Source organism: Corynebacterium afermentans subsp. afermentans, assembly GCF_030408355.1.
Taxonomy (GTDB): domain Bacteria; phylum Actinomycetota; class Actinomycetes; order Mycobacteriales; family Mycobacteriaceae; genus Corynebacterium; species Corynebacterium afermentans.
Genome location: NZ_CP046606.1, coordinates 1,695,280 through 1,713,672, shown reverse-complemented (window position 1 = coordinate 1,713,672; position 18,393 = coordinate 1,695,280). Strand labels below are relative to the sequence as shown.

General features: G+C 53.4%; 13 protein-coding genes and 1 tRNA gene. 12 read left to right on the top strand and 2 right to left on the bottom strand.

Annotated elements, in window-relative coordinates; all coding sequences use genetic code 11:
• From CAFEA_RS08180 to CAFEA_RS08150, 7 genes are all read left to right on the top strand, one after another.
• A complete protein-coding gene (locus CAFEA_RS08180; RefSeq protein WP_063938067.1) occupies window positions 1–2,640 on the top strand; it encodes a glycosyltransferase in 2,640 nt (879 codons plus the stop codon).
• Between the two features lie 981 nt (window positions 2,641–3,621).
• Complete coding sequence (locus CAFEA_RS08175; RefSeq protein WP_063938069.1) at window positions 3,622–4,437, top strand: hypothetical protein; 816 nt, start codon at window positions 3,622–3,624, stop codon at window positions 4,435–4,437.
• The gene (locus CAFEA_RS08170; protein ID WP_063938071.1) at window positions 4,438–6,081 is read left to right on the top strand and encodes a heparinase II/III domain-containing protein; all 1,644 of its coding nucleotides are present in this window, start codon (window positions 4,438–4,440) and stop codon (window positions 6,079–6,081) included. It begins immediately after the preceding gene.
• Window positions 6,082–6,247: 166 nt separating this feature from the next.
• On the top strand, window positions 6,248–7,147 hold the full coding sequence (locus tag CAFEA_RS08165; protein WP_082855691.1) for an ABC transporter permease: 900 nt from the start codon (window positions 6,248–6,250) through the stop codon (window positions 7,145–7,147).
• Window positions 7,131–7,943, top strand: a complete 813-nt coding sequence (locus CAFEA_RS08160) for an ABC transporter ATP-binding protein (RefSeq protein ID WP_076590038.1) — start codon at window positions 7,131–7,133, stop codon at window positions 7,941–7,943. Before CAFEA_RS08165 ends, CAFEA_RS08160 begins: the two co-directional genes overlap by 17 nt.
• A gap of 85 nt (window positions 7,944–8,028) precedes the next feature.
• Window positions 8,029–9,273 (top strand): UDP-N-acetyl-D-mannosamine dehydrogenase, encoded by a 1,245-nt coding sequence (gene wecC, locus CAFEA_RS08155; protein ID WP_063938076.1) that lies wholly within the window; start codon window positions 8,029–8,031, stop codon window positions 9,271–9,273.
• A gap of 79 nt (window positions 9,274–9,352) precedes the next feature.
• Window positions 9,353–9,426: transfer RNA gene (locus CAFEA_RS08150), tRNA-Ile, on the top strand.
• Window positions 9,427–9,677: 251 nt separating this feature from the next.
• On the opposite strand, the gene CAFEA_RS08145 is transcribed toward CAFEA_RS08150, so the two are convergent.
• The gene (locus CAFEA_RS08145; protein ID WP_063938078.1) at window positions 9,678–11,003 is read right to left on the bottom strand and encodes a UDP-glucose dehydrogenase family protein; all 1,326 of its coding nucleotides are present in this window, start codon (window positions 11,001–11,003) and stop codon (window positions 9,678–9,680) included.
• Between the two features lie 110 nt (window positions 11,004–11,113).
• Here CAFEA_RS08145 and CAFEA_RS08140 point away from each other — a divergent pair, with 110 nt between their 5' ends.
• From CAFEA_RS08140 to CAFEA_RS08130, 3 genes are read left to right on the top strand one after another with little or no spacing between them, the layout of a single operon-like run.
• Window positions 11,114–11,503 carry a hypothetical protein gene (locus CAFEA_RS08140; protein WP_063938080.1) on the top strand — a complete coding sequence of 130 codons (390 nt, stop codon included), beginning with the start codon at window positions 11,114–11,116 and terminating at the stop codon, window positions 11,501–11,503.
• The gene (locus tag CAFEA_RS08135) at window positions 11,493–13,538 is read left to right on the top strand and encodes a glycosyltransferase (protein ID WP_082855692.1); all 2,046 of its coding nucleotides are present in this window, start codon (window positions 11,493–11,495) and stop codon (window positions 13,536–13,538) included. The genes CAFEA_RS08140 and CAFEA_RS08135 overlap by 11 nt, the downstream gene beginning before the upstream one ends.
• Window positions 13,525–14,109 carry a hypothetical protein gene (locus CAFEA_RS08130; protein WP_143313330.1) on the top strand — a complete coding sequence of 195 codons (585 nt, stop codon included), beginning with the start codon at window positions 13,525–13,527 and terminating at the stop codon, window positions 14,107–14,109. The genes CAFEA_RS08135 and CAFEA_RS08130 overlap by 14 nt, the downstream gene beginning before the upstream one ends.
• 778 nt (window positions 14,110–14,887) lie before the next feature.
• On the opposite strand, the gene CAFEA_RS08125 is transcribed toward CAFEA_RS08130, so the two are convergent.
• On the bottom strand, window positions 14,888–16,063 hold the full coding sequence (locus CAFEA_RS08125; RefSeq protein WP_143313332.1) for a hypothetical protein: 1,176 nt from the start codon (window positions 16,061–16,063) through the stop codon (window positions 14,888–14,890).
• Between the two features lie 368 nt (window positions 16,064–16,431).
• Here CAFEA_RS08125 and CAFEA_RS08120 point away from each other — a divergent pair, with 368 nt between their 5' ends.
• Both CAFEA_RS08120 and CAFEA_RS08115 read left to right on the top strand, forming a co-directional pair.
• Window positions 16,432–17,400 carry a UTP--glucose-1-phosphate uridylyltransferase gene (locus CAFEA_RS08120; protein ID WP_063938086.1) on the top strand — a complete coding sequence of 323 codons (969 nt, stop codon included), beginning with the start codon at window positions 16,432–16,434 and terminating at the stop codon, window positions 17,398–17,400.
• Window positions 17,401–17,442: 42 nt separating this feature from the next.
• The gene (locus CAFEA_RS08115; RefSeq protein ID WP_063938088.1) at window positions 17,443–18,390 is read left to right on the top strand and encodes an NAD-dependent epimerase/dehydratase family protein; all 948 of its coding nucleotides are present in this window, start codon (window positions 17,443–17,445) and stop codon (window positions 18,388–18,390) included.
• Window positions 18,391–18,393: the final 3 nt, after the last annotated feature.

The window sequence follows — 18,393 nt, the reverse complement described above, 5'->3', positions numbered from 1 at the left end:
ATGAAAAAGTCAGCGGTAACAAATCAGCTAAAACGAATTAAGGTTCTGCGCGCGTCAGTGCAGAAGGCGCAAAACGATTTGAAAAAATTGCGCGAGTTTACTGCGGGAGTCGTCTTCCGGGATGCCGTAAACGGGCGGCATGACTTTTTCAGGCCATCTATCGACCGTAAAGCGTATATGGGTCGCTGGGAGCACTATCGCCCGGGTACCGAAGAACGGATTCAAACCCTTCTTGAGAACGCGGCCAAGTTGCCTAAGTCTAATGGCCAGCGCTGGGACAATAAACGAAAAGTCCGAATTGGACTTGTCGCCGACACATTTCTCTACGAATCCCTAGAACCGGCCGCGAACTTTGTACCGCTAACCCCGTCGAATTACGAGACGGAACTCGAACGGGTCGACCTACTGCTTGTTGTTTCCACGTGGCGAGGACTAGATGGCGAATGGCATGGGGCGGCTATGAAGTCCTCGCCCAAGCGTAAGTTGATTGAATTCGAGCTTATCCCGCTTGCAAAAGATAAGGGGATCCCCGTTGCTTTTTATTCGAAGGAGGATCCACCGAACTATGATCGCTTTATTAGCCTCGCGAAGAAGGCTGATGTCGTATTCACTAGCGCTATCGAGAAAATAGATGACTACCGTGATGATTTGAATCGAGATATCCCCGTCTTCCCGTTGCGTTTTGGGGTTAATTACGAAAAGCATAACCCCTTAGGATGCATGCGTCATCAGGGACGCGAGCTAGTTTTTGCAGGTTCGTGGATGGGGCATAAGTACGAGGAACGTACCAAGGCAGCGATGGAGATATTCCAGGGCGTTAATGACTCCGAATCATCTCTCACCATTGTGGATCGAAATTTGAATCTCGATCCAAAAAAGTTTTCTGATCCCGATCGCTACTTATATCCCGAGGTCTACTTGCCCAATCTCCATGGGCCCTTAGAGCACGATGAAGTTTTGACTCTGCAGAAACTTCTTCCTCTCGGTCTGAATCTAAATTCCGTCATCGGCAGCCAGACGATGTTTGCGAATCGTGTGGTTGAGCTGTTAGCGATGGGCACCCTGGTGCTGTCAAACTACAGTGTCGGCGTCAATTCCCTGTATCCGTATGTGGCCCAGCTTCATTCTTCAGATGACACAACTCGCTTTATTGATGCGCTAACGCCCGAGTACATCAGGTACTGCCAGGTTGAGGGGATCAGAGACGTCTTTAATAACGACACTGCCTTTGACCGTATAGACGAAATACTTGCGGCGGTCGGTCTCACAGGTGAGAAAGCAACCCACAGAATTTTGGTTGTTGCCGACAGTAAAGAAAGCTTCGAAAGGTTCTCAGCAAGCCAAGCTACTGAACGACCTCTGTCTTATGTGCCGACCAACGAAGCGGAAGCTATTGTCGGTTCGGCAGACGGAGATCTAGTCATCAATCTCGCGAATCTTACTGTGAGTAGTCCAGATATCGTCGATGATGCTGTGGCCGCCTACAGGTACTCGGATGTCGACAGTTTGCAACTCATTTCTTTTGATAGCGAAGAGGAGGCCTACGAACCGCGAGTAGAGGACAAGAAGGCCGCTAATTGCGAAGTTTTCTGGCTGCCAGCCGGTCAAACGATAGGGGAAACCGTCAGCAAGACTGCCATGACTATCATGACGAGCGCTCCCACCAAGCGGCGGAGCGGTGAATCGTCCGATCGGGAGCTTTCGGTTCTTGTGCCCACTTACAATAATGGTCGGCACCTAATTCACAAGTGCTTCAACTCACTTTATAGGGGCAGTGCATTCGAGCGGTCTCAGATAATCATCGTTGATGATGGGTCAACAGACGTAAAAACGAAGGCATGTGTTGATCTGTTAGAAGCTCGTTTTCCTAATGTGCAGGTCTACCGGTTCCCAGAAGGGGGATCAGGAAGCGCCTCAAGGCCTCGAAATAAAGGGCTCGAACTTGTAGAGACACCGTATGTCACTTATCTCGACCCTGATAATGAGGAAGTACGAGACTCGTATGACTTCCTTCTTGAAGCTTGTCAAGAGCAAGAAGCTGATTTTGCCATCGGCAATATGTTGAGGATGAAGAGCAAAATCGCGACCGTAAACAATGCGCGGCATCTTCGAAACGCTCTAGCCAAGGCGCCGACGATGAACGGACATAATCGGGAATTGCTCGAGCAGTTGAAATTTCAACCAATGAGTATTCAAGCACTAGTGGCCCGTAGTGATTGGTTGAAATCATTGAGGCTCGAGCAGCCTGTAGGTGCAGTCGGCCAGGACTCGTACTTCTTTCAGCAGATGATTTTCTATGCTCGAAAAATCTTCATCACAACTCGGCCGGTGCACGTCTACTACGGTGCAGTGACCAACTCCACGGTAAATTCGATTTCCCCCAAGTTCTATAGAAAGTACCTGATCTTGGAGGAGGCCCGGACAAAATGGTTGCGTGAAGTGGGACTATTTGATGCGTACGTCCGAACACGCTTCAAGACGTTCTTTAAGGGGTGGTATCTGGACAAACTGAGCTTTGTTGCTCCTGAGGAGCGCGGTGAGTGTGTGGCGATTGTGCAGCAAATTACCGAGATGTATGGTGCTGAAGTTGCCGAGGACCCTGAAATCGTAGAACTCTTGGATAGAGCGTTGAATGACTAAGCCCTTTGATCAATGGGTAGGGGTTCACGCTCAATCGGATCCCGCGGGTGTACTGGGACTAGAGCGCTTGAGATACTTGGCGCACGGTTACGTCATCCCTGCGTTTTTTGCGCAGAGCAGTGACTACCCAAATCGGCTTCTGGTACTACTCAATGGCGCTGTTGAGCGAACGGAAGATAGGGATCCGCGCGAGGTATTCCAGCGCAGATCATGGGTGGACCTCCTAGACGCTAATGTATTGATTATGTCGGATGCGACAATACATCCGGAGAACAGCCTAAGGATCGGCTGGGCACAAGGTAACGGCACGTCTGCACTCGAACAGGCGATGGCGGAGTGCGTCGATTATTTTAGACGGTCCCTCCAAATCGAGAACGAAAACATTTTGTTCTTCGGGAGTTCAGCAGGAGGGTACCAGGCGGTAGCGCTGCATTCGAGATTCAACGGATCTCGTTTCGTTGTCAACAACGCACAATTTGATTGGACTCGGTATTACCCGTCTTATGTGGACAAGGTTCTTGCCCATTCATTCGACTCGATCTCCGTCGAGAGCGCAAGACGAGACTTCCCATCGCGCTGTAACGTGTTAGAGCGATTCTTGGATTCGAATTCGAGCATAAGAGGTACATATTGGTTGAACGTCGCCAGCAGCATCGACTACAAGGCGCAGTTACCCGTGCTAAATGCGTTCATGGCGAGGAGAGCTGCTAGACAGCCGAATACCCCGATGGACATTAGTGTGGATTTTTACGCTGACAAACGTGCGGGACACATGCCCCGAGGTAAGGAGCACACAGTGGGGCGGATTAACCGGGCGCTTTGGGAGATTGATCATTCATGACAGTGAGTGAGTACTCGGAATTATTGAGCGCTGGCAATGATTTTGGGCGCCGGAATGACGGGGTGAGATCCTCGTCGCGAAAATCGGCTCGTGTTTCGAAGATGCTATACGAGTCCAAGCATAAGCCGCTATCTTTCAGAATGCTCGTCCAGCAGGCGCTTCGTGAGGGGACACCACACCGCTTTCGATTTATCACCGACGTTTTCTGCAAGGCGGATATCGCGTGGGCGGCGCTTCCCTTCGCGAGGGCAGGGATTACCGACTCAAAAAGTCAGTGGCAGATTCGCCGCGCGAAGGAAGTTGAGGGAAAATCGCGCCCACCCGAAACAGTTATCGGCCCCAAGACTGTGGAGGTAACGTGTCATACCCACAGTTGTACGGTCAAGGTGCACGCTAGAGGAGCAGCGTCCTACGACAAAGTTTTGGACGTATCGTTTGATAATTTGAGCCCACAACTCTATTCCATTCTGGACGGCGAGCCCTTCAAGTTTCTCAATGACACAGTAATTTTCGATGTGGCCTCTGCGTGTGAGGAATTTTTGTCCATACTCGAAGGATTGGGACGCAATGAATTGTTGCCGGTGGACCTCTATTGTGTGGGTCCGCTTCATCAGATTGCCGGCTTGATGGGTCGTGACCGCCAACATCCATCAACAATTCACTTTATTGCTCGTGAAGCCGAGAATGTTGTCTATTTGGGTGCTGACTCTGGGCAGGCTGACAGCGGGGTCACTGTGGCGTTGCGCAAGAGTATGCAACTGTCGGAAGTTATCGATCTGATCAGACTCCAAAAAGTCGAACAAATCCTTTCCATAGTTAGGGGAGCTTCAACTAAGAAGCAGGTTGTGGAACAGCTGCAACGCGAAATCGATCCATTTCGAAATCCTCTCACCGTAGACTCTGATCACGATTTTTCATCAACGCTTTTGCCATTCGTTAAAGAGAAGGGGAATTAGATGTTTAAGGAATCTGCTGTTTTGCCGCTACTCGGCGGAAAAGGTAGTAAACCATCGCCGATTCTAAATCGAATTGCGGATAAAGCTTTAGATAACGTCATCGAACCGTTTCCTAATTACGCTGATGTCAATTTTGGGCCGGATTTCGATTGGGGGCACAAAGAGCCTGGAATTGAGACCTCGTACCAACTGTATTTGCAGAACCTCCGCGTCGTTGGGACCTTGCTCGCAGTGTATGAACAAACGGGGGTAGTCGACTACCTATCTAAGGCAGATGAAATTGTCGAGAGTTGGTTGCAGTACGTCGAATCAGGCGGTTCAACCGAAATGACCTGGTACGATCACGCGGTTGGTGCTCGGTCCCGAGTCTTAATGCAATTTCTGTCTGCGATGGAGGCAGCTGACAGACCGTATGATGCGGAACGGTTTTCAGCGATTTTACAGAAGCATGCAGAGCTGCTAATGGACGACTCTTTGCACCGCATGAATAATCACGGGCTGATGATGGACATGGCTCTTATTTCTCTTGGCTTGGGAATGGACAGGCGGGATTATGTCTATCGTGGAATAGGGCGTGCTGAGAGTATTTTCTGGCAGACTTTCAGTGAAACTGGCATGCACCAGGAAAATTCTCCCGAGTACCATAATATGGTATCGCGCATGTTTCGCGAGCTCGAGGCGTTCCTGAACGCGAATGACTTGTCGCTTGGGGAAGATGTGTTGACCAAGCTCCGTTATGCTGCGAAACACATGCCGCGTATTGCTAAACCTGACGGGAAAGTGCCGAATATCGGCGACAGTGGAAGTCAGAGGAAACTTGACTCATTTAATTGGGACAGTTTCCATGATGAAATGAGCGGGTTCACGGTATTGAAGGATCAAAGTGCTGAAATGTACTTGGCCTTCATCTGCGGCTATTCTGCCAAGGCCCACAAGCATGCTGACGATTTGAGTGTTCTTCTGAACTACCGCTCAAAAGACTTCTTTATCGACTCGGGTAAGTACAATTACGGGAAGAATAAGTTTCGAAGTTTCGTGGTCTCATATCGCGGGCACTCGTCCTTCAGCGCTGGCAGACCCTATAATCGTCCTGACGATAACAGATACTCTAGAACAATTGCGACTGATCATTTCCTCGATGCCAAGGAAGTCAAGTTGGTTTCTGGGTACAATGACGGTTTCGAGAATGCGAAGTTGCGCCGATCGGTGTACGCGTTGCCTGGCCGGAAGCTTATTCTGATTCGAGATCAGGGTGCTTCGAAAGCGAATGAAAACTGGACCCACCGGTTTGTCTTGTCACCTGATGTCGATGTGCAAGAACTGCCGGACGGAACGGTGAAGTTGATTAATGGCGACGCAGAGGTCTTCCTCGCTTGGGATGGGCCCAATAAGCCGAATTTGACGGTGGAGCATGGGGCAATCGGGGATACAAGCGTGAAGGCGGTAGTATCGACCGCTACTAACAGAGTCGTGAAGACGACTCATCTTGTCTATACCCACTCACCGAGTAGTAAGGTCGATGCTATTTTGCGCATTTCGCTTGGTGCTCCCACGAGTGATCGTAGTGTCTCTACCGAAAGTCACCTGATGGTTAGTGGGTCGGATGGTACGCGGCCGTATGATTTGCCCTCTTTCGATTTTTAGTTCCCAGGGTTACAGCTGCGAGGATCTTGCTACAGAAGCCGCCTATTAGTAGGTTTCTAACGGTGTCTATATCAATAGTTTGCCACGGCAAGACCTCATTAGCTGGGTGTCGTTGTCGGCAGTACCCCATATTCTGGAGCCAAGTTCGGGATTGGTGGGAGGCTACATGACCAAGTCGAACGGTCGGTCTCAGGTGGTTGTGAATGGACGCGAACCTGTCACCGTTGAGGTGAATGCGCGGGATTATTTGAGGCTTAATGCCAGAACGGCGTTGCACCGGTATCTGAACGAGATCTACCAATGGCGGCACTTTATTGTTTCGAACGCGCGAAGTAGGTCACTGCAATCAGGAAGCGACATGTTTCTTGGACGAGCTTGGCTTGTCCTCCAGCCGCTTTTTGACGTCTTAATGTATGCAGTGATTTTCGGCTTAATCCTTAGAATCTCTAGGGGAATTGAGAACTATATCGGTTACCTAGTGATCGGTGTAGTGTTCATACGGTTTGTATCCAGGGCCCTGAATACGTCAGCAGGAATCGTACAGTCGTCAAAGTCGCTGATGTCTTCGTTCACTTTCCCGAGAGCAGCGGTGGTGATCTCCGCGCTTCTACGTCAAATGATCGATAACTTTATACCTGCGTTGGTCGGGGTGATCGTGGCCTTCCTGTTTCAGTATCCGAATGGGCCATCAATAACAGTTCTATTGATCATCCCCCTGTATCTGATGATCCACATCTTTGCGCTCGGGTGCATGCTTATCATTGCACGTATCACTGCGTTCATTCCCGACGTCAAACCATTGGTTACTCTTTTAAATCGAGCGTTGTTCTTTGGTTCAGGTGTTTTCTACAGTCTCGAACGTTTTGACGGCCACGCGACTCTTTTAGCGGTGATGCGGGCAAACCCGGTGTACCAGTTTCTTTTGGCGGCACGTGAGGTGACCATTTACAAAAGCGTTCCGGAGGCTAACATAATGATCAGCCTCACTTGTTGGACATTCGGCATGCTGCTTTTTGGATTGATCTTCTTTTGGCGGGCGGAGGAGAGATATGCAACAGTCTCCTAAACCCACGGTCATAGCGAAAGGGCTTGCGAAGGACTACCATCTCACGACTCAGGGGTCTAGAAATGCGATCTTCCGGTCAAAAATGAGGACGGTCAGAGCCCTACACCCGCTTAATTTTGTTTCTTATGCTGGTGAATCGATCGGCGTTCTAGGAAGAAACGGATCGGGCAAGTCAACGCTACTTAGGCTGATTGCTGGATCAGAAAAACCTACCGCTGGAACGGTTCTTGTTTCAGAGCAGCCTACGTTACTCGGTGTCTCGGCTGCTTTGCAGCGAAATTTGTCTGGTCGGCAAAATATTCGTTTGGGGCTACTGGCAATGGGGCTCACCCCAGCGGAGGTGAACCAAATGCAGACGGACATCGCAGAATGGGCGGAGTTGGATGATGCAATCGATCGTCCTTTGAGTACCTACTCATCGGGAATGGGAGCGAGACTGAAGTTCGCTATTGCGACTGCTGTGCGGTCCGAGATACTGCTCGTCGATGAAGCGCTCTCGACGGGTGACAGTACTTTTGCTGGCAAAGCTCAAGAGCGTATGGATGAATTCCTGGATGCCTCCGGAACGGTTTTTTTGGTTTCGCATTCGGCGTCGACAATCAAGAAGAACTGCACTCGAGCGGTGTGGCTCCACGAGGGTGAGCTGGTGTCCGAAGGTCCAGTTAGTTGGGTTACGCACCTTTATAAAAGGTGGAGTACGGCCGAAACACGAGGCGACGCACGTACTGCAGCGCAGATTTTGGACTACGCAAAGGAGAGGTATGTGCCTGTAGACATCCGTATCGAGAATGAATGATCTCCTTTTGCTAGCAGGCCTATTTCACCAAAAAGATTGCAATCCACTAAAATCGCAGTTAGAACAATGACTTCAAGGAGGAGAAGTGCACGTTTCTTTTGTCGGTCTCGGCTATATCGGGCTACCGACCGCAGTAGTTTTGGCAAACAGTGGTGTAAAAGTCACTGGTGTCGACGTGAACGCTGGCAATGTGGAGCGAATCAATAAGGGGCAGGTCACAATTGTTGAACCTGGGCTAGAGGAAGAGCTCCGTCGAGCGATTGACAGTGGGAACTTTTCTGCCACTACTGATCAGGTTGCGGCGGACGCGTACATCCTTGCGGTGCCGACCCCTTTCAATGACGACTACTCGGTCGATATGCGTTTTATATACAGTGCTGCGGAGGCGTTGGCACCGCAGCTTAAAGGCGGGGAAATTGTTGTCCTGGAATCGACTTCTCCGCCCTTGACTACGGAGAAGATGGCGCGCCATATTCTTAATTTGCGCGAAGATCTTGTAGCGGACGGGGAAGATAACCCTGACGGCAAACCGACGATCTATTTCGCGCACTGCCCGGAGCGCATTTTGCCGGGTTATGCCATGGAAGAACTGCGAACCAATGACCGTATCATTGGTGGCATGACGCCGAAGGCTACCGAGATGGCGACTGAGATCTACGCTTCTTTCTGTCGGGGAGAATTGCTGAAGTCTGATGCGGTCACGGCTGAAATGGCCAAGCTAACGGAGAATTCGTACCGAGACGTAAACATTGCGTTCGCTAACGAACTATCTCTGATTTCGGACCAACTGGGCATTGATGTTTGGGAGCTCATCGAACTTGCTAACCACCACCCGCGAGTTAACATATTGCAACCAGGGCCAGGAGTTGGTGGGCACTGTATCGCAGTAGACCCATGGTTTATCGTTTCGGCAGACCCCCAGAATTCGAAATTGATCAAGCAAGCGAGGTTGGTCAATGATTCCAAGCCGGATTGGGTAGTGGATAAAGTCTCCGAAGCATTAGGGGATTCGACCGAAGCAATGGTCGCTGTTCTCGGTTTAGCGTTCAAGGCAAATATTGATGACCTACGAGAATCACCCGCGTTAGAGATCGCGAACGAGCTCGCGTCTAGGTTTGCTAGTAATCAGATTCTTGCCGTAGAGCCAAATATCGATGCACTGCCTGCAAGCTTGACGGAGCACCCCAACGTCACACTTACAGAAACCAGTGTGGCCGTGGAGTCCGCGGACGTAGTCTTGCTGCTGGTCGATCACGACGAGTTTAAGAGCTTTGATACTTCGGCTCTCGCAGGCAAGCGCGTAATTGATACGAAGGGTATCTGGCGCTAGCAGTAATAGTTTTTCACCGTCCGTTGTGTTGATTTTCTCCCCGAAATCGTGGAGTAACCTACGCGTGCGGTGAGAACAAGGGGCTATAGCTCAGTCGGTTAGAGCTACGGACTCATAATCCGTTGGTCGCGGGTTCGAGCCCCGCTGGCCCCACGTTTGTTACCCCGAGACATCTTTCCAGCGGTGTCTCGGGGTTCCTTCATTCTGATGCGTCTGTGGAGCAAGCGGGTTCAAAGCCGATGTGGCTGTTGGCGCCGTTCGTTGCAACGAGATTGCTATTGCATGTGGAGATGTGGCGTTGGAATGTTCGGAAGGTCGACTGATGGTGGCCGCCTTCAGTTGTTGTCGGCACCTTCAGTGAGAGTTGCTCAACAGTGTGTCGCGGAAGGCCGGATCACGCGCTTTCAGCTCCGGCCGAGGGCGCGGATCTGCCAGCCGGCGTCTTGCCAGTCGGTGACGTTCAGGATGTTTCGGCCGTCGATGAGCAGTTGCTTGTCGACGAGCTCCGCCGCCCACCGCGGATCCATCTCCTTGAACTCCTGCCATTCGGTGGCGAGGATGACCAGCTCCGCGCCGCGCAGTGCGTCTTCGAGGCTGACGGCGTAGTCGAGGGTGGGGAAGACCTTGCGGGCGTTGTCCATGCCCTGCGGGTCGTAGACGCGCACGGATGCTCCGGCGAGCGAGAGCTGGCCGGCCACAGCCAGTGCCGGCGAGTCGCGCACGTCGTCCGAGTTCGGCTTGAACGCGGCACCGAGCACGGTGATGTTGCGGCCGATGACGCTGCCGAGCTCCTCGCGCGCCAGGTCGATCACGCGCTGGCGGCGGCGCATGTTGATCGCGTCGACCTCGCGCAGGAAGGTCAGTGCTTGGTCGGCGCCGACCTCGCCGGCGCGCGCCATGAACGCACGGATGTCCTTGGGCAGACACCCGCCGCCGAAACCGAGGCCGGCACCGAGGAACTTCCGCCCGATGCGGTCGTCGTAGCCGATGGCGTCCGCAAGCTGGGTCACGTCCGCACCGACGTTCTCGCACACCTCGGACACGGCGTTGATGAACGAGATCTTCGTGGCCAAAAAGGCGTTGGCGGAGACTTTCACCAGCTCCGCGGTCTGCAAATCCGTCACGATAAACGGAGTGTCGTGTTCCAGCGGGGTGGCGTAGACCTCGCGGGCGACTTGCTCTGCGGTGGTGTCGTTCTTGCGGTGTCCGAGCACGATCCGGTCCGGCTCAATAGTGTCTTTCACCGCGTAGCCCTCACGCAGAAACTCCGGGTTCCACGCGATCTCGACGGTCGCTTTGTTGCCGTGCTCGGCGGCGAGTTTGTCGGCGCGCTGCTGCAGGGCAGCGGCGGTGCCGACCGGGACGGTGGACTTGCCCAGGATCAGGTGCTCGCCTTCGAGCTGGGGCACCAGATCGTCGATAACCGCTTCGACGTAGCGGGTGTCGGCCGCGTACGAGCCGCGCTGCTGCGGGGTGCCCACACCAATGAAGTGCACGTTGGCAAACGCAGCGGCCTCGTCAAAGTCGGTGGTGAAGTCCAGGCGGCCAGCGTCGATGTTGCGCTCGAGCACCTCCGGCAAACCCGGCTCGTAGAACGGCACCTTGGAGTTTTTCAGCGCCTCGATCTTGGTTGCATCCACATCAACGCCCAGCACCTCGTGGCCAAGTTCTGCCATGCACGCTGCATGCGTCGCGCCGAGGTAACCAGTGCCAATCACAGTCATCCGCATAAGATCTCAGACTAGCAGCCAACAAACCAGCAGTGCGGCGTTGAGTCTTGGGTGGGGAGTAGGGTGTACCCCCGCTGAGTGAGTGAGTCTTGTCGAGTACGTTTAATACTATGAAATTTAATTTCCCGTTGTCGATGACGGAAGTTCCCGTTCGACTTGCTGTCCGCGCGGATGGGTTTCTCAATCCGAAGGACTATGTTCTAAAACTTCAGTTTCCTGGAGTTGACTCCACCAGAGAAGCAGCTAAGGATCTGAAACTGTATTTTTCTGATGCCCTAGGGGCTCTGTATCTTTATAACGAGGGGCAGAGGGAGGGGCAGACTGGGCATACAAAGTTTTTTCAACTGCCTAACGGTGTCTTTAGCATGACGGTCGAAGTTGAACAGTGGTCCAAGCGGGAAGATGTAGCGAAGATCGAAAGGGTGGACCTTCAGATTCAAGCACCATGGTCGGGGTTGAATAGGCTAACTCAGATTGGGATTGCATCAAATGACAGCTAAAGAAGAGGGAACTGACATGAAGCTGGTTGATGTTTCGGTTGTTATCGGCTTCCGGGACTGGGGTCTCCAGCGCATCCAGCTCGCAGTGAAGAGCATTCAGCAGTCGTTCGGTCGATTCAACGGTGAAGTGATCATCTCTGACTATGGGTCGATCGATCCTAAGGCCAATGAGTCGTTGGCGAAGGAACTCGGTTGCAAATATGTCTACACCGACGGAGCTGAAGTGTGGTCACGTTCTCGTGCGCTAAATGCGGGGTTTGCGATTAGCGACGGCAAACTACTTGTCTCTACCGACGCCGATATGGTGTTCACGCCAAAAGCATTCGAGAAGATCGTGGAAACGGCAATTGCCCAGCCGCAAGCGGCTTACTTCCTGCAGTGCCGTGATCTGCCCAAGGGGATGGATGATGAATGGGTAGCTGCGAACCCCACTGCGTGGGATGAAATGGAGCGTAACTCTCGCCTTCGGCCACGGTGGGGAATGGGCGGAATGATGGCGATTTCTCGTCGTGGATTCTTCGAAATCCGTGGCTTTGACGAGCGGTTTCATACCTATGGCGGGGAAGATCTCGACTTTGCCAAGCGGGCCCGCCGTGCGGGTTTCAAAACCGTCTGGGTTAACGACCCGGACGTGCGTATGTACCACATGTGGCATCCTTCGACGCGCGCGATCGTAGACCAGACCGAAGAGGGGCGGGCTACGGTGCAGAGGAACCGCGACATCGTTTACAACGATGAATCCTTTGTGCGCAATTATCTGCAGTGGGACCACAAACCTAAAGACGCTCCGCCGCTGGTGACAGTCGCCATATGTACTCACAACCGTGCTGACCTAATTGGCGAATCGATCCAATCGGTGCTGTTTCAGTCTATGCAGGACTTTGAAATTGTCATCGTTGACGATGGCGGCGATGACAACACCAAGGAGGTAGTGGAGGCGTTTGGCGACGAGCGGATCCGATACTTTTGGCAGGAAAATGCGGGCATCTCAGCAGCACGAAACCTCGCTGCTGAGAAGAGCCGAGGAATCTACACCGCTGTGCTAGACGACGATGATTTGATGCACCCACGTCGGCTGGAATGGCACATCGGCGGTTTGGTTCCTGGGACGGTGGGCAACGTGGGTTCGTTTGTCAACTTCGACGATACGACGGGAGAGTTAAAGCTGATCGTTTCGAAGAAGCCCTCGATTGAGACAGCGATGGCGAACGGTACAGCACCAGGGCACAGCACGTGGATGCTGCGCACCGACGTTATTCGGAGTCTCAAGTACGACGAAACGCTGACTAGTGGCGTAGACAACAACATCATGCTTCGACTTCTCCGCTCGGGTCTAAAGCTCACGCATGTCGGAAAACCGGTGACTTTCAGGCGCATGCACAGCAGGCAAGTAACCGTAACTGATACCGATCGTCAGCTTGCGAGCGCGAGTTCGGCTCTGAAGTTTATCCAGTGGCATCTCAATCCAGGTGACCTTAAGAATGTTGCGAACGCTGCAAAAGAAATGGGTGAGTATCCTCAAACTGCCCCGCGGGAAGAGATGCTTAAGGACGCGGACCTATTTCTCCCGGACCACTTAGCGAACCGCGACCTGATTCTGGCGGCACCAGCCAATGCGCCGCTACCCGAAAAATGGGACGGTGATTTGGTCCGGGCTGAGGTGTCGCTCGGGACTAAGGATGGGTCAGTCGCCCCTTTAGCGGTGGTGAGAAACGCTACTTTTAGCGACATAGTGTCTGCTCGACAAGCCGACCTTGATTTCACAGTGTCTGCTAGGGCAGTCCGTGAAGAATCGGCGTTAAATAGCATGAATCAGGTGGAGCTGCTTCTTAAGAGCGTCGACAGCGTAATCGCTAATGAGGGCCTTCAAAAGGAATTCATTTTGATCAGACGCGATGATACTACCGGGGTAAAGAACCTTCCCTGGGTGGTACAGGTTTGTGATGCCGAGGAAGTTGAGCGAGCTGTAACCGAAGGCTCTGATTGGATGATCTTCGGAAATGAGTACTGGGAGAGCGAAAATGCGGATAAGTAGGAGCCGAAACAAACTCCATCAAATTGCCTACACGGCTGAGTTAACGGAGTACGACGCAGAGCCACCAGCGAGAACTTGGCTGCTGGATGGGCTTCCGGAGAAAATTAACCCAGAACTTGAGGCGGTTGCGCTGTATCTCATTTTCGGGAGTTGGTGTGGTGGCGAGTTTGTAGTGCCACAAAAAATGGGACCCAACACCGCGGCAGCCATCAGCGCGCATGCGGGCATGGACTTCTTTCCCGGCCCCATTGAATATTATCCGAAACCAATTTTCCGAGGCTCAAACACAGTGACGGTTACAGATCGCCTCGAACAGGCAGGCGCCAGAACTTTAGTTGTTCTGAGTGGTTCAACTTGGAACGGAAGCCTTAAATCCACCTCGGGTCTCATTGTTTCGACCAACGCGGACGTGTTTGAGAAGATAGACGAATTTCCTACAGCGAAGGTGGCAACCTCGGTTCTACTGGCTGAAGAGCTCGACGTAGCCGAGATTGTTCTTGATTGCGGTTCGAGCGCAATGACTCAGGGGATATCACCTTTACTAAGACAAGTAGGAATCGCGCTTGGCTAAAGACACGAGGTTACGCGTGCACTAGAACCACAGCCGTCCAAAAGGAGGCCAGTCTTGATCTTTACACGCGGGCTAAGCGGCGGCGAACCAAAATAAGCTCCAGAATGAGCGCAATATTAAGACTGTCAAACGGATTAAGTAATGCATGCTGGCATCCCCAAAAAAGTCTTTGGTGCGTACGCGATAGAAGGGTCGTTGTCATAGCTGAACTCAGGTCTGTCAGGGTCGAGTACGGCTGCCGGGTTCGGCGTGTAACCAGGTGCGCTGGCACCCGTTGTTAGCGACAGACTGTCTGTCGGTGTAGTCACCGTGCTGCCTCTAAGCCTCGTATCCCCCGACGGGGAGTAGGTGAAGGTGTAGCAAGGGAGGCCATCAGTCTCGTCGCGGAACGGTTCGGCAGGTTTGTGAACGCAGTGGATCGCGTAGGGCAGCAAACACGCGCGTGCGGTCGTAGAACACAGCAGCGTTGTTCTCGATCCGGCACCGGTTCTACGAAAAGGCGCCGACTCCGCCACTTTCACGCTTTTGCGCGTAGCGCGGGTCCGAGACTAGCTCAACGAAACACCCCGACAAGACGTCGACGAAACCACACCGCGTGGGTTGTATGAACGACTATTAAACGGGGCGCGCTAACCGCTCAATTCCGCACCAAACAGATTCAAAACCCTGGATTTTACGGCTAAGTCGAATTGAACGGATGCCTGGTGCAGTTTCCAGCGAAGCCCGCAGTATCGCATTCGGTGCCTTTGACCAGTCGTTACCCTCAAGGTGAGGATGTTTAACGCGAAGGTGGGGAAATATTAAAAGTTCGATTAAGGTAAGCGCGGATGGTTTTGGCTTCAACCCAGTCCGACTCCGTGTAGGGCGAGAAACCTAGGTCTAAGAACCTGGGCGCGATTTGCGTCGCCAAATCGCGGGGCAACGAAGAATAGAAATCGGTATTAACTTTCATAAGAAAGTCAAGGCTGAGACCCTTCACGATTGAATACGCGCTCTCCGGGATGTCTAAGTAGAGGGGCTCAATCAGGTGCGCCTTTCCCTTGGCTATCAGGTACAACGTGCTAAGTGCAGTTGTATACGAAGAGTCGAAGGCAATAGGCTTCTCCCACTCGCTTGGGAGATCAGGAAGTGGTACATCAACACCGAGTTCCTCCGCCGCGACAGTCGCCAAGATAAGCTTGAGAAGTCGCTTTCTGTCTGTCTTTCCAGCCAAGGATCTAATGGATTCCGCGACTAGTGGACCATCGGTCTGGGCGAGTACCTTAGCCGTGCCGAGCTCCGTGATGCCGTCGGTAATCGGAACGTTCTTAATGCCCAGCATGTCGAGTGGCGCTACCGGCCTGCGCCCTGGCTTGCGGGCGAACCGTTCGCCAAGGATGGTTCCGAACACATGAAAACCTGACTCCAGATACTCTGCCGTCAAAATCGCGCCGATGCTCATGAAAGTCCAGTGATTCCGAGCGAAAGAGTTTTGTTGATTGGGGGTGCGGCGAGCATTGGTCGATACCACTAGGGGTTGAAACTTTTCAAAGAAAGCAGCTTCTCTTTCGAACCAGCCCCCGAAATCTGTCGATACTAGTTGTCCAGTTCCGCCTAGGAGGCGGTGAGCGGCAAGTGAGTCAAAGCCTCCGCTGAAGCTCAAGGTAATGTTGGAGCCGAGTGGCTGTCTAGACGGTTCGTTGCCATTGCTTGTGACCGAGGACCTGGTGAACGATGAGATACTTTCGGCTAGGTTTTGTGCAACTGGAAAATCGAAGTGAATTTGGTCATACTTCGTCCCGCATAGGGTTGACAGGGCAACTGCAACAGCGTCCGTTGAGGTGGAAAGCGCCCTATCAAATTCAAACCAAAGGGGGAACGATCCCTCGCAAGTAACTGCCTCCACCTCGATACGCTGTGGAGATAAAGAGAGGTTTTGGAAGTAGATCGTACCTGGGGCGATTTTGGTGTGCATGTTTGTCTATCTTAGCGGGGCGAGACTAGACGAAGCGGGAGTCCTTTTAAGGGTCGGTATCTATGGGCAGCAGAATCTTAATACTCGTCTGTTGTCTGAGGCGCGCGTTCCGGTTCGCTGATCGAGGAAATTAGCGCGACGGTTCAATTACTGAGGGCGGATTACCGGTAGTTTTCCGGTGCAAGTGTCCCATTCAAGCCTTGGTTAAAGCTCTCGCTTGAATTGCCATGACCTCAGACAAACTGTTTTCCATATTCTCAATTTGTCTAAGGTGACAAGACAGCGCCACACCCAGTCGTAGTCTTAGTCCTCATTAAAATCGGGTCGCAGCCCGGTTGTGAATGTTGGGGGCTGTAGGCTTTGCGTTTATGCAGAATTCCACTGATCTTCCCGTTGATGCTGCGAACGCTTCGGTGAAGACTGTTGTGGTTCCGGCGGCGGGTATGGGGACTCGTTTTCTGCCGGCGACGAAGACGGTGCCGAAGGAGCTTCTGCCGGTGGTGGATACACCGGGCATTGAGCTGATTGCTGAAGAGGCTGCTGCGGCAGGCGCGCAGCGTTTGGCTGTGGTGGTCGCGCCGAATAAGGAAGAGATCATGCGGCACTTCGGCGAGTTTTCGGACTTGCAGAAGCTGATGATTGCCCGCGGTAAGGACGCGCAGGCGGAAAAGGTCGCGCGTGCGAACGGGCTGATTGAGGCGGTGGCGGTCACCCAGGACGAGCCGCTCGGTTTGGGGCACGCAGTTGGTTGCGCGGAGCAGGCGTTGGATGACGACGAGGATGCGGTTGCTGTGATGCTGCCGGATGATCTGGTGTTGCCGGCTGGTGTGATGGACAAGATGGTCGCGGTGCGCAAAGAGTTAGGTGGCTCTGTGTTGTGCGCGTTTAACGTCTCGCGTGAGGAGGTGTTCAACTACGGCGTGTTCGACGTCGAGGATGCGGACGCCGAGATTGATGGTGTTGAGGTGTTGAAGGTGCGCGGCATGGTGGAAAAGCCTGCTGTGGAGGATGCGCCCTCGACGTTGGTGGCCACCGGCCGCTACCTGCTGGACCGCGGCATCTTTGACGCGCTGCGCCGCATCAAGCCGGGTAAGGGGGGCGAGCTGCAGCTGACGGATGCGATTGAGTTGATGATCTCCGAGGGGCATCCGGTGCATGTGGTGGTGCATGAGGGCAAGCGACATGATTTGGGTAACCCGGGCGGGTATATCCCGGCGAATGTGGATTTCGGTTTGCGGGATGAGAAGTTCGGGCCTGCCATTTACACCGCGGTGAAGAAGATCATCGCCGACTTCGAGGCCGAGCACCCCGAGGTTGCCGCAAAGGCGCAGGACTAAACACGGAATCAACTAGGCGAATACAGCTCAGGAGGATTTTCAATGCAGGCGGTTGTCACCGGCGGTGCCGGGTTCATCGGTTCCCATCTTGTGGACCTGCTGGTGGGAGACGGGCACCAGGTCACGGTGATCGACAATCTGAGTTCGGGGCGTACCGAAAACATCGCTAGTCACCTTGGATCCGGTGCGGTGGAGCTCCTCGAGCAAGATATCCGTGACGCCGATTTTGAAGCGATCTTCCGCCGCGTGGAACCCGAAGTGGTATTTCATCTGGCAGCGCAGATTGACGTGCGCCGTTCGGTTGAAGATCCGCTCCTCGATGCCGAGATGAACATCAGCGCGACTATCCGACTTGCGGAGGCAGCTCGGCGTACCGGTGTGCGTCGAGTAGTGCACACGTCTTCTGGTGGTTCGATCTACGGTGAACCGGAACAGCTGCCGGCTACGGAAGAACTGCACGTTGACCCGAAGTCGCCGTACGCGGCATCCAAAGTCGCCGGGGAGCTTTACTTGAATGTGTACCGCCAGCTCTACGGTTTGGAAACAAGCTTTATCGCGCCCGCGAACGTCTACGGTCCGCGCCAGAACCCGTTCGGGGAGGCTGGTGTGGTGGCGATCTTCTCCCGCAACCTGCTGGACGGTAATCCGACTTGCGTGTTCGGTGGCGGCACGAACACCCGCGACTACGTGTACGTGGGAGATGTGGCGCGCGCGTTTTACCTCGCGTCTGCGGAGGCAGGTGACGGTGAACGCTTCAACATCGGTACGGGTGTGGAGACGACTGACCGAGCGCTTCATACCGCGGTGGCGAAGGCTGTCGGCGCGCCGGATACGCCGAAAGATGAGCCTGCTCGTCTGGGCGATGTCGCTCGTTCGTCGCTGAGCTATGAGAAAGCAGAGCGAGTACTTGGCTGGACGCCGCAGGTGTCGCTGGACGAGGGGGTGGCGCGCACTGTGGAGTACTTCCGCAACGAGCCGGGTCGCCAATAACTC

Excerpts from the sequence above, each read along its gene's own strand:
- CAFEA_RS08180 (WP_063938067.1), top strand. The coding sequence starts at position 1 with ATGAAAAAGTCAGCGGTAACAAATCAGCTAAAACGAATTAAGGTTCTG.
- CAFEA_RS08175 (WP_063938069.1), top strand. The coding sequence starts at position 3,622 with ATGCTCGTCCAGCAGGCGCTTCGTGAGGGGACACCACACCGCTTTCGA.
- CAFEA_RS08170 (WP_063938071.1), top strand. The coding sequence starts at position 4,438 with ATGTTTAAGGAATCTGCTGTTTTGCCGCTACTCGGCGGAAAAGGTAGT.
- CAFEA_RS08165 (WP_082855691.1), top strand. The coding sequence starts at position 6,248 with ATGACCAAGTCGAACGGTCGGTCTCAGGTGGTTGTGAATGGACGCGAA.
- CAFEA_RS08160 (WP_076590038.1), top strand. The coding sequence starts at position 7,131 with ATGCAACAGTCTCCTAAACCCACGGTCATAGCGAAAGGGCTTGCGAAG.
- CAFEA_RS08145 (WP_063938078.1), bottom strand. The coding sequence starts at position 11,003 with ATGCGGATGACTGTGATTGGCACTGGTTACCTCGGCGCGACGCATGCA.
- CAFEA_RS08140 (WP_063938080.1), top strand. The coding sequence starts at position 11,114 with ATGAAATTTAATTTCCCGTTGTCGATGACGGAAGTTCCCGTTCGACTT.
- CAFEA_RS08135 (WP_082855692.1), top strand. The coding sequence starts at position 11,493 with ATGACAGCTAAAGAAGAGGGAACTGACATGAAGCTGGTTGATGTTTCG.
- CAFEA_RS08130 (WP_143313330.1), top strand. The coding sequence starts at position 13,525 with ATGCGGATAAGTAGGAGCCGAAACAAACTCCATCAAATTGCCTACACG.
- CAFEA_RS08125 (WP_143313332.1), bottom strand. The coding sequence starts at position 16,063 with ATGCACACCAAAATCGCCCCAGGTACGATCTACTTCCAAAACCTCTCT.
- CAFEA_RS08120 (WP_063938086.1), top strand. The coding sequence starts at position 16,432 with ATGCAGAATTCCACTGATCTTCCCGTTGATGCTGCGAACGCTTCGGTG.
- CAFEA_RS08115 (WP_063938088.1), top strand. The coding sequence starts at position 17,443 with ATGCAGGCGGTTGTCACCGGCGGTGCCGGGTTCATCGGTTCCCATCTT.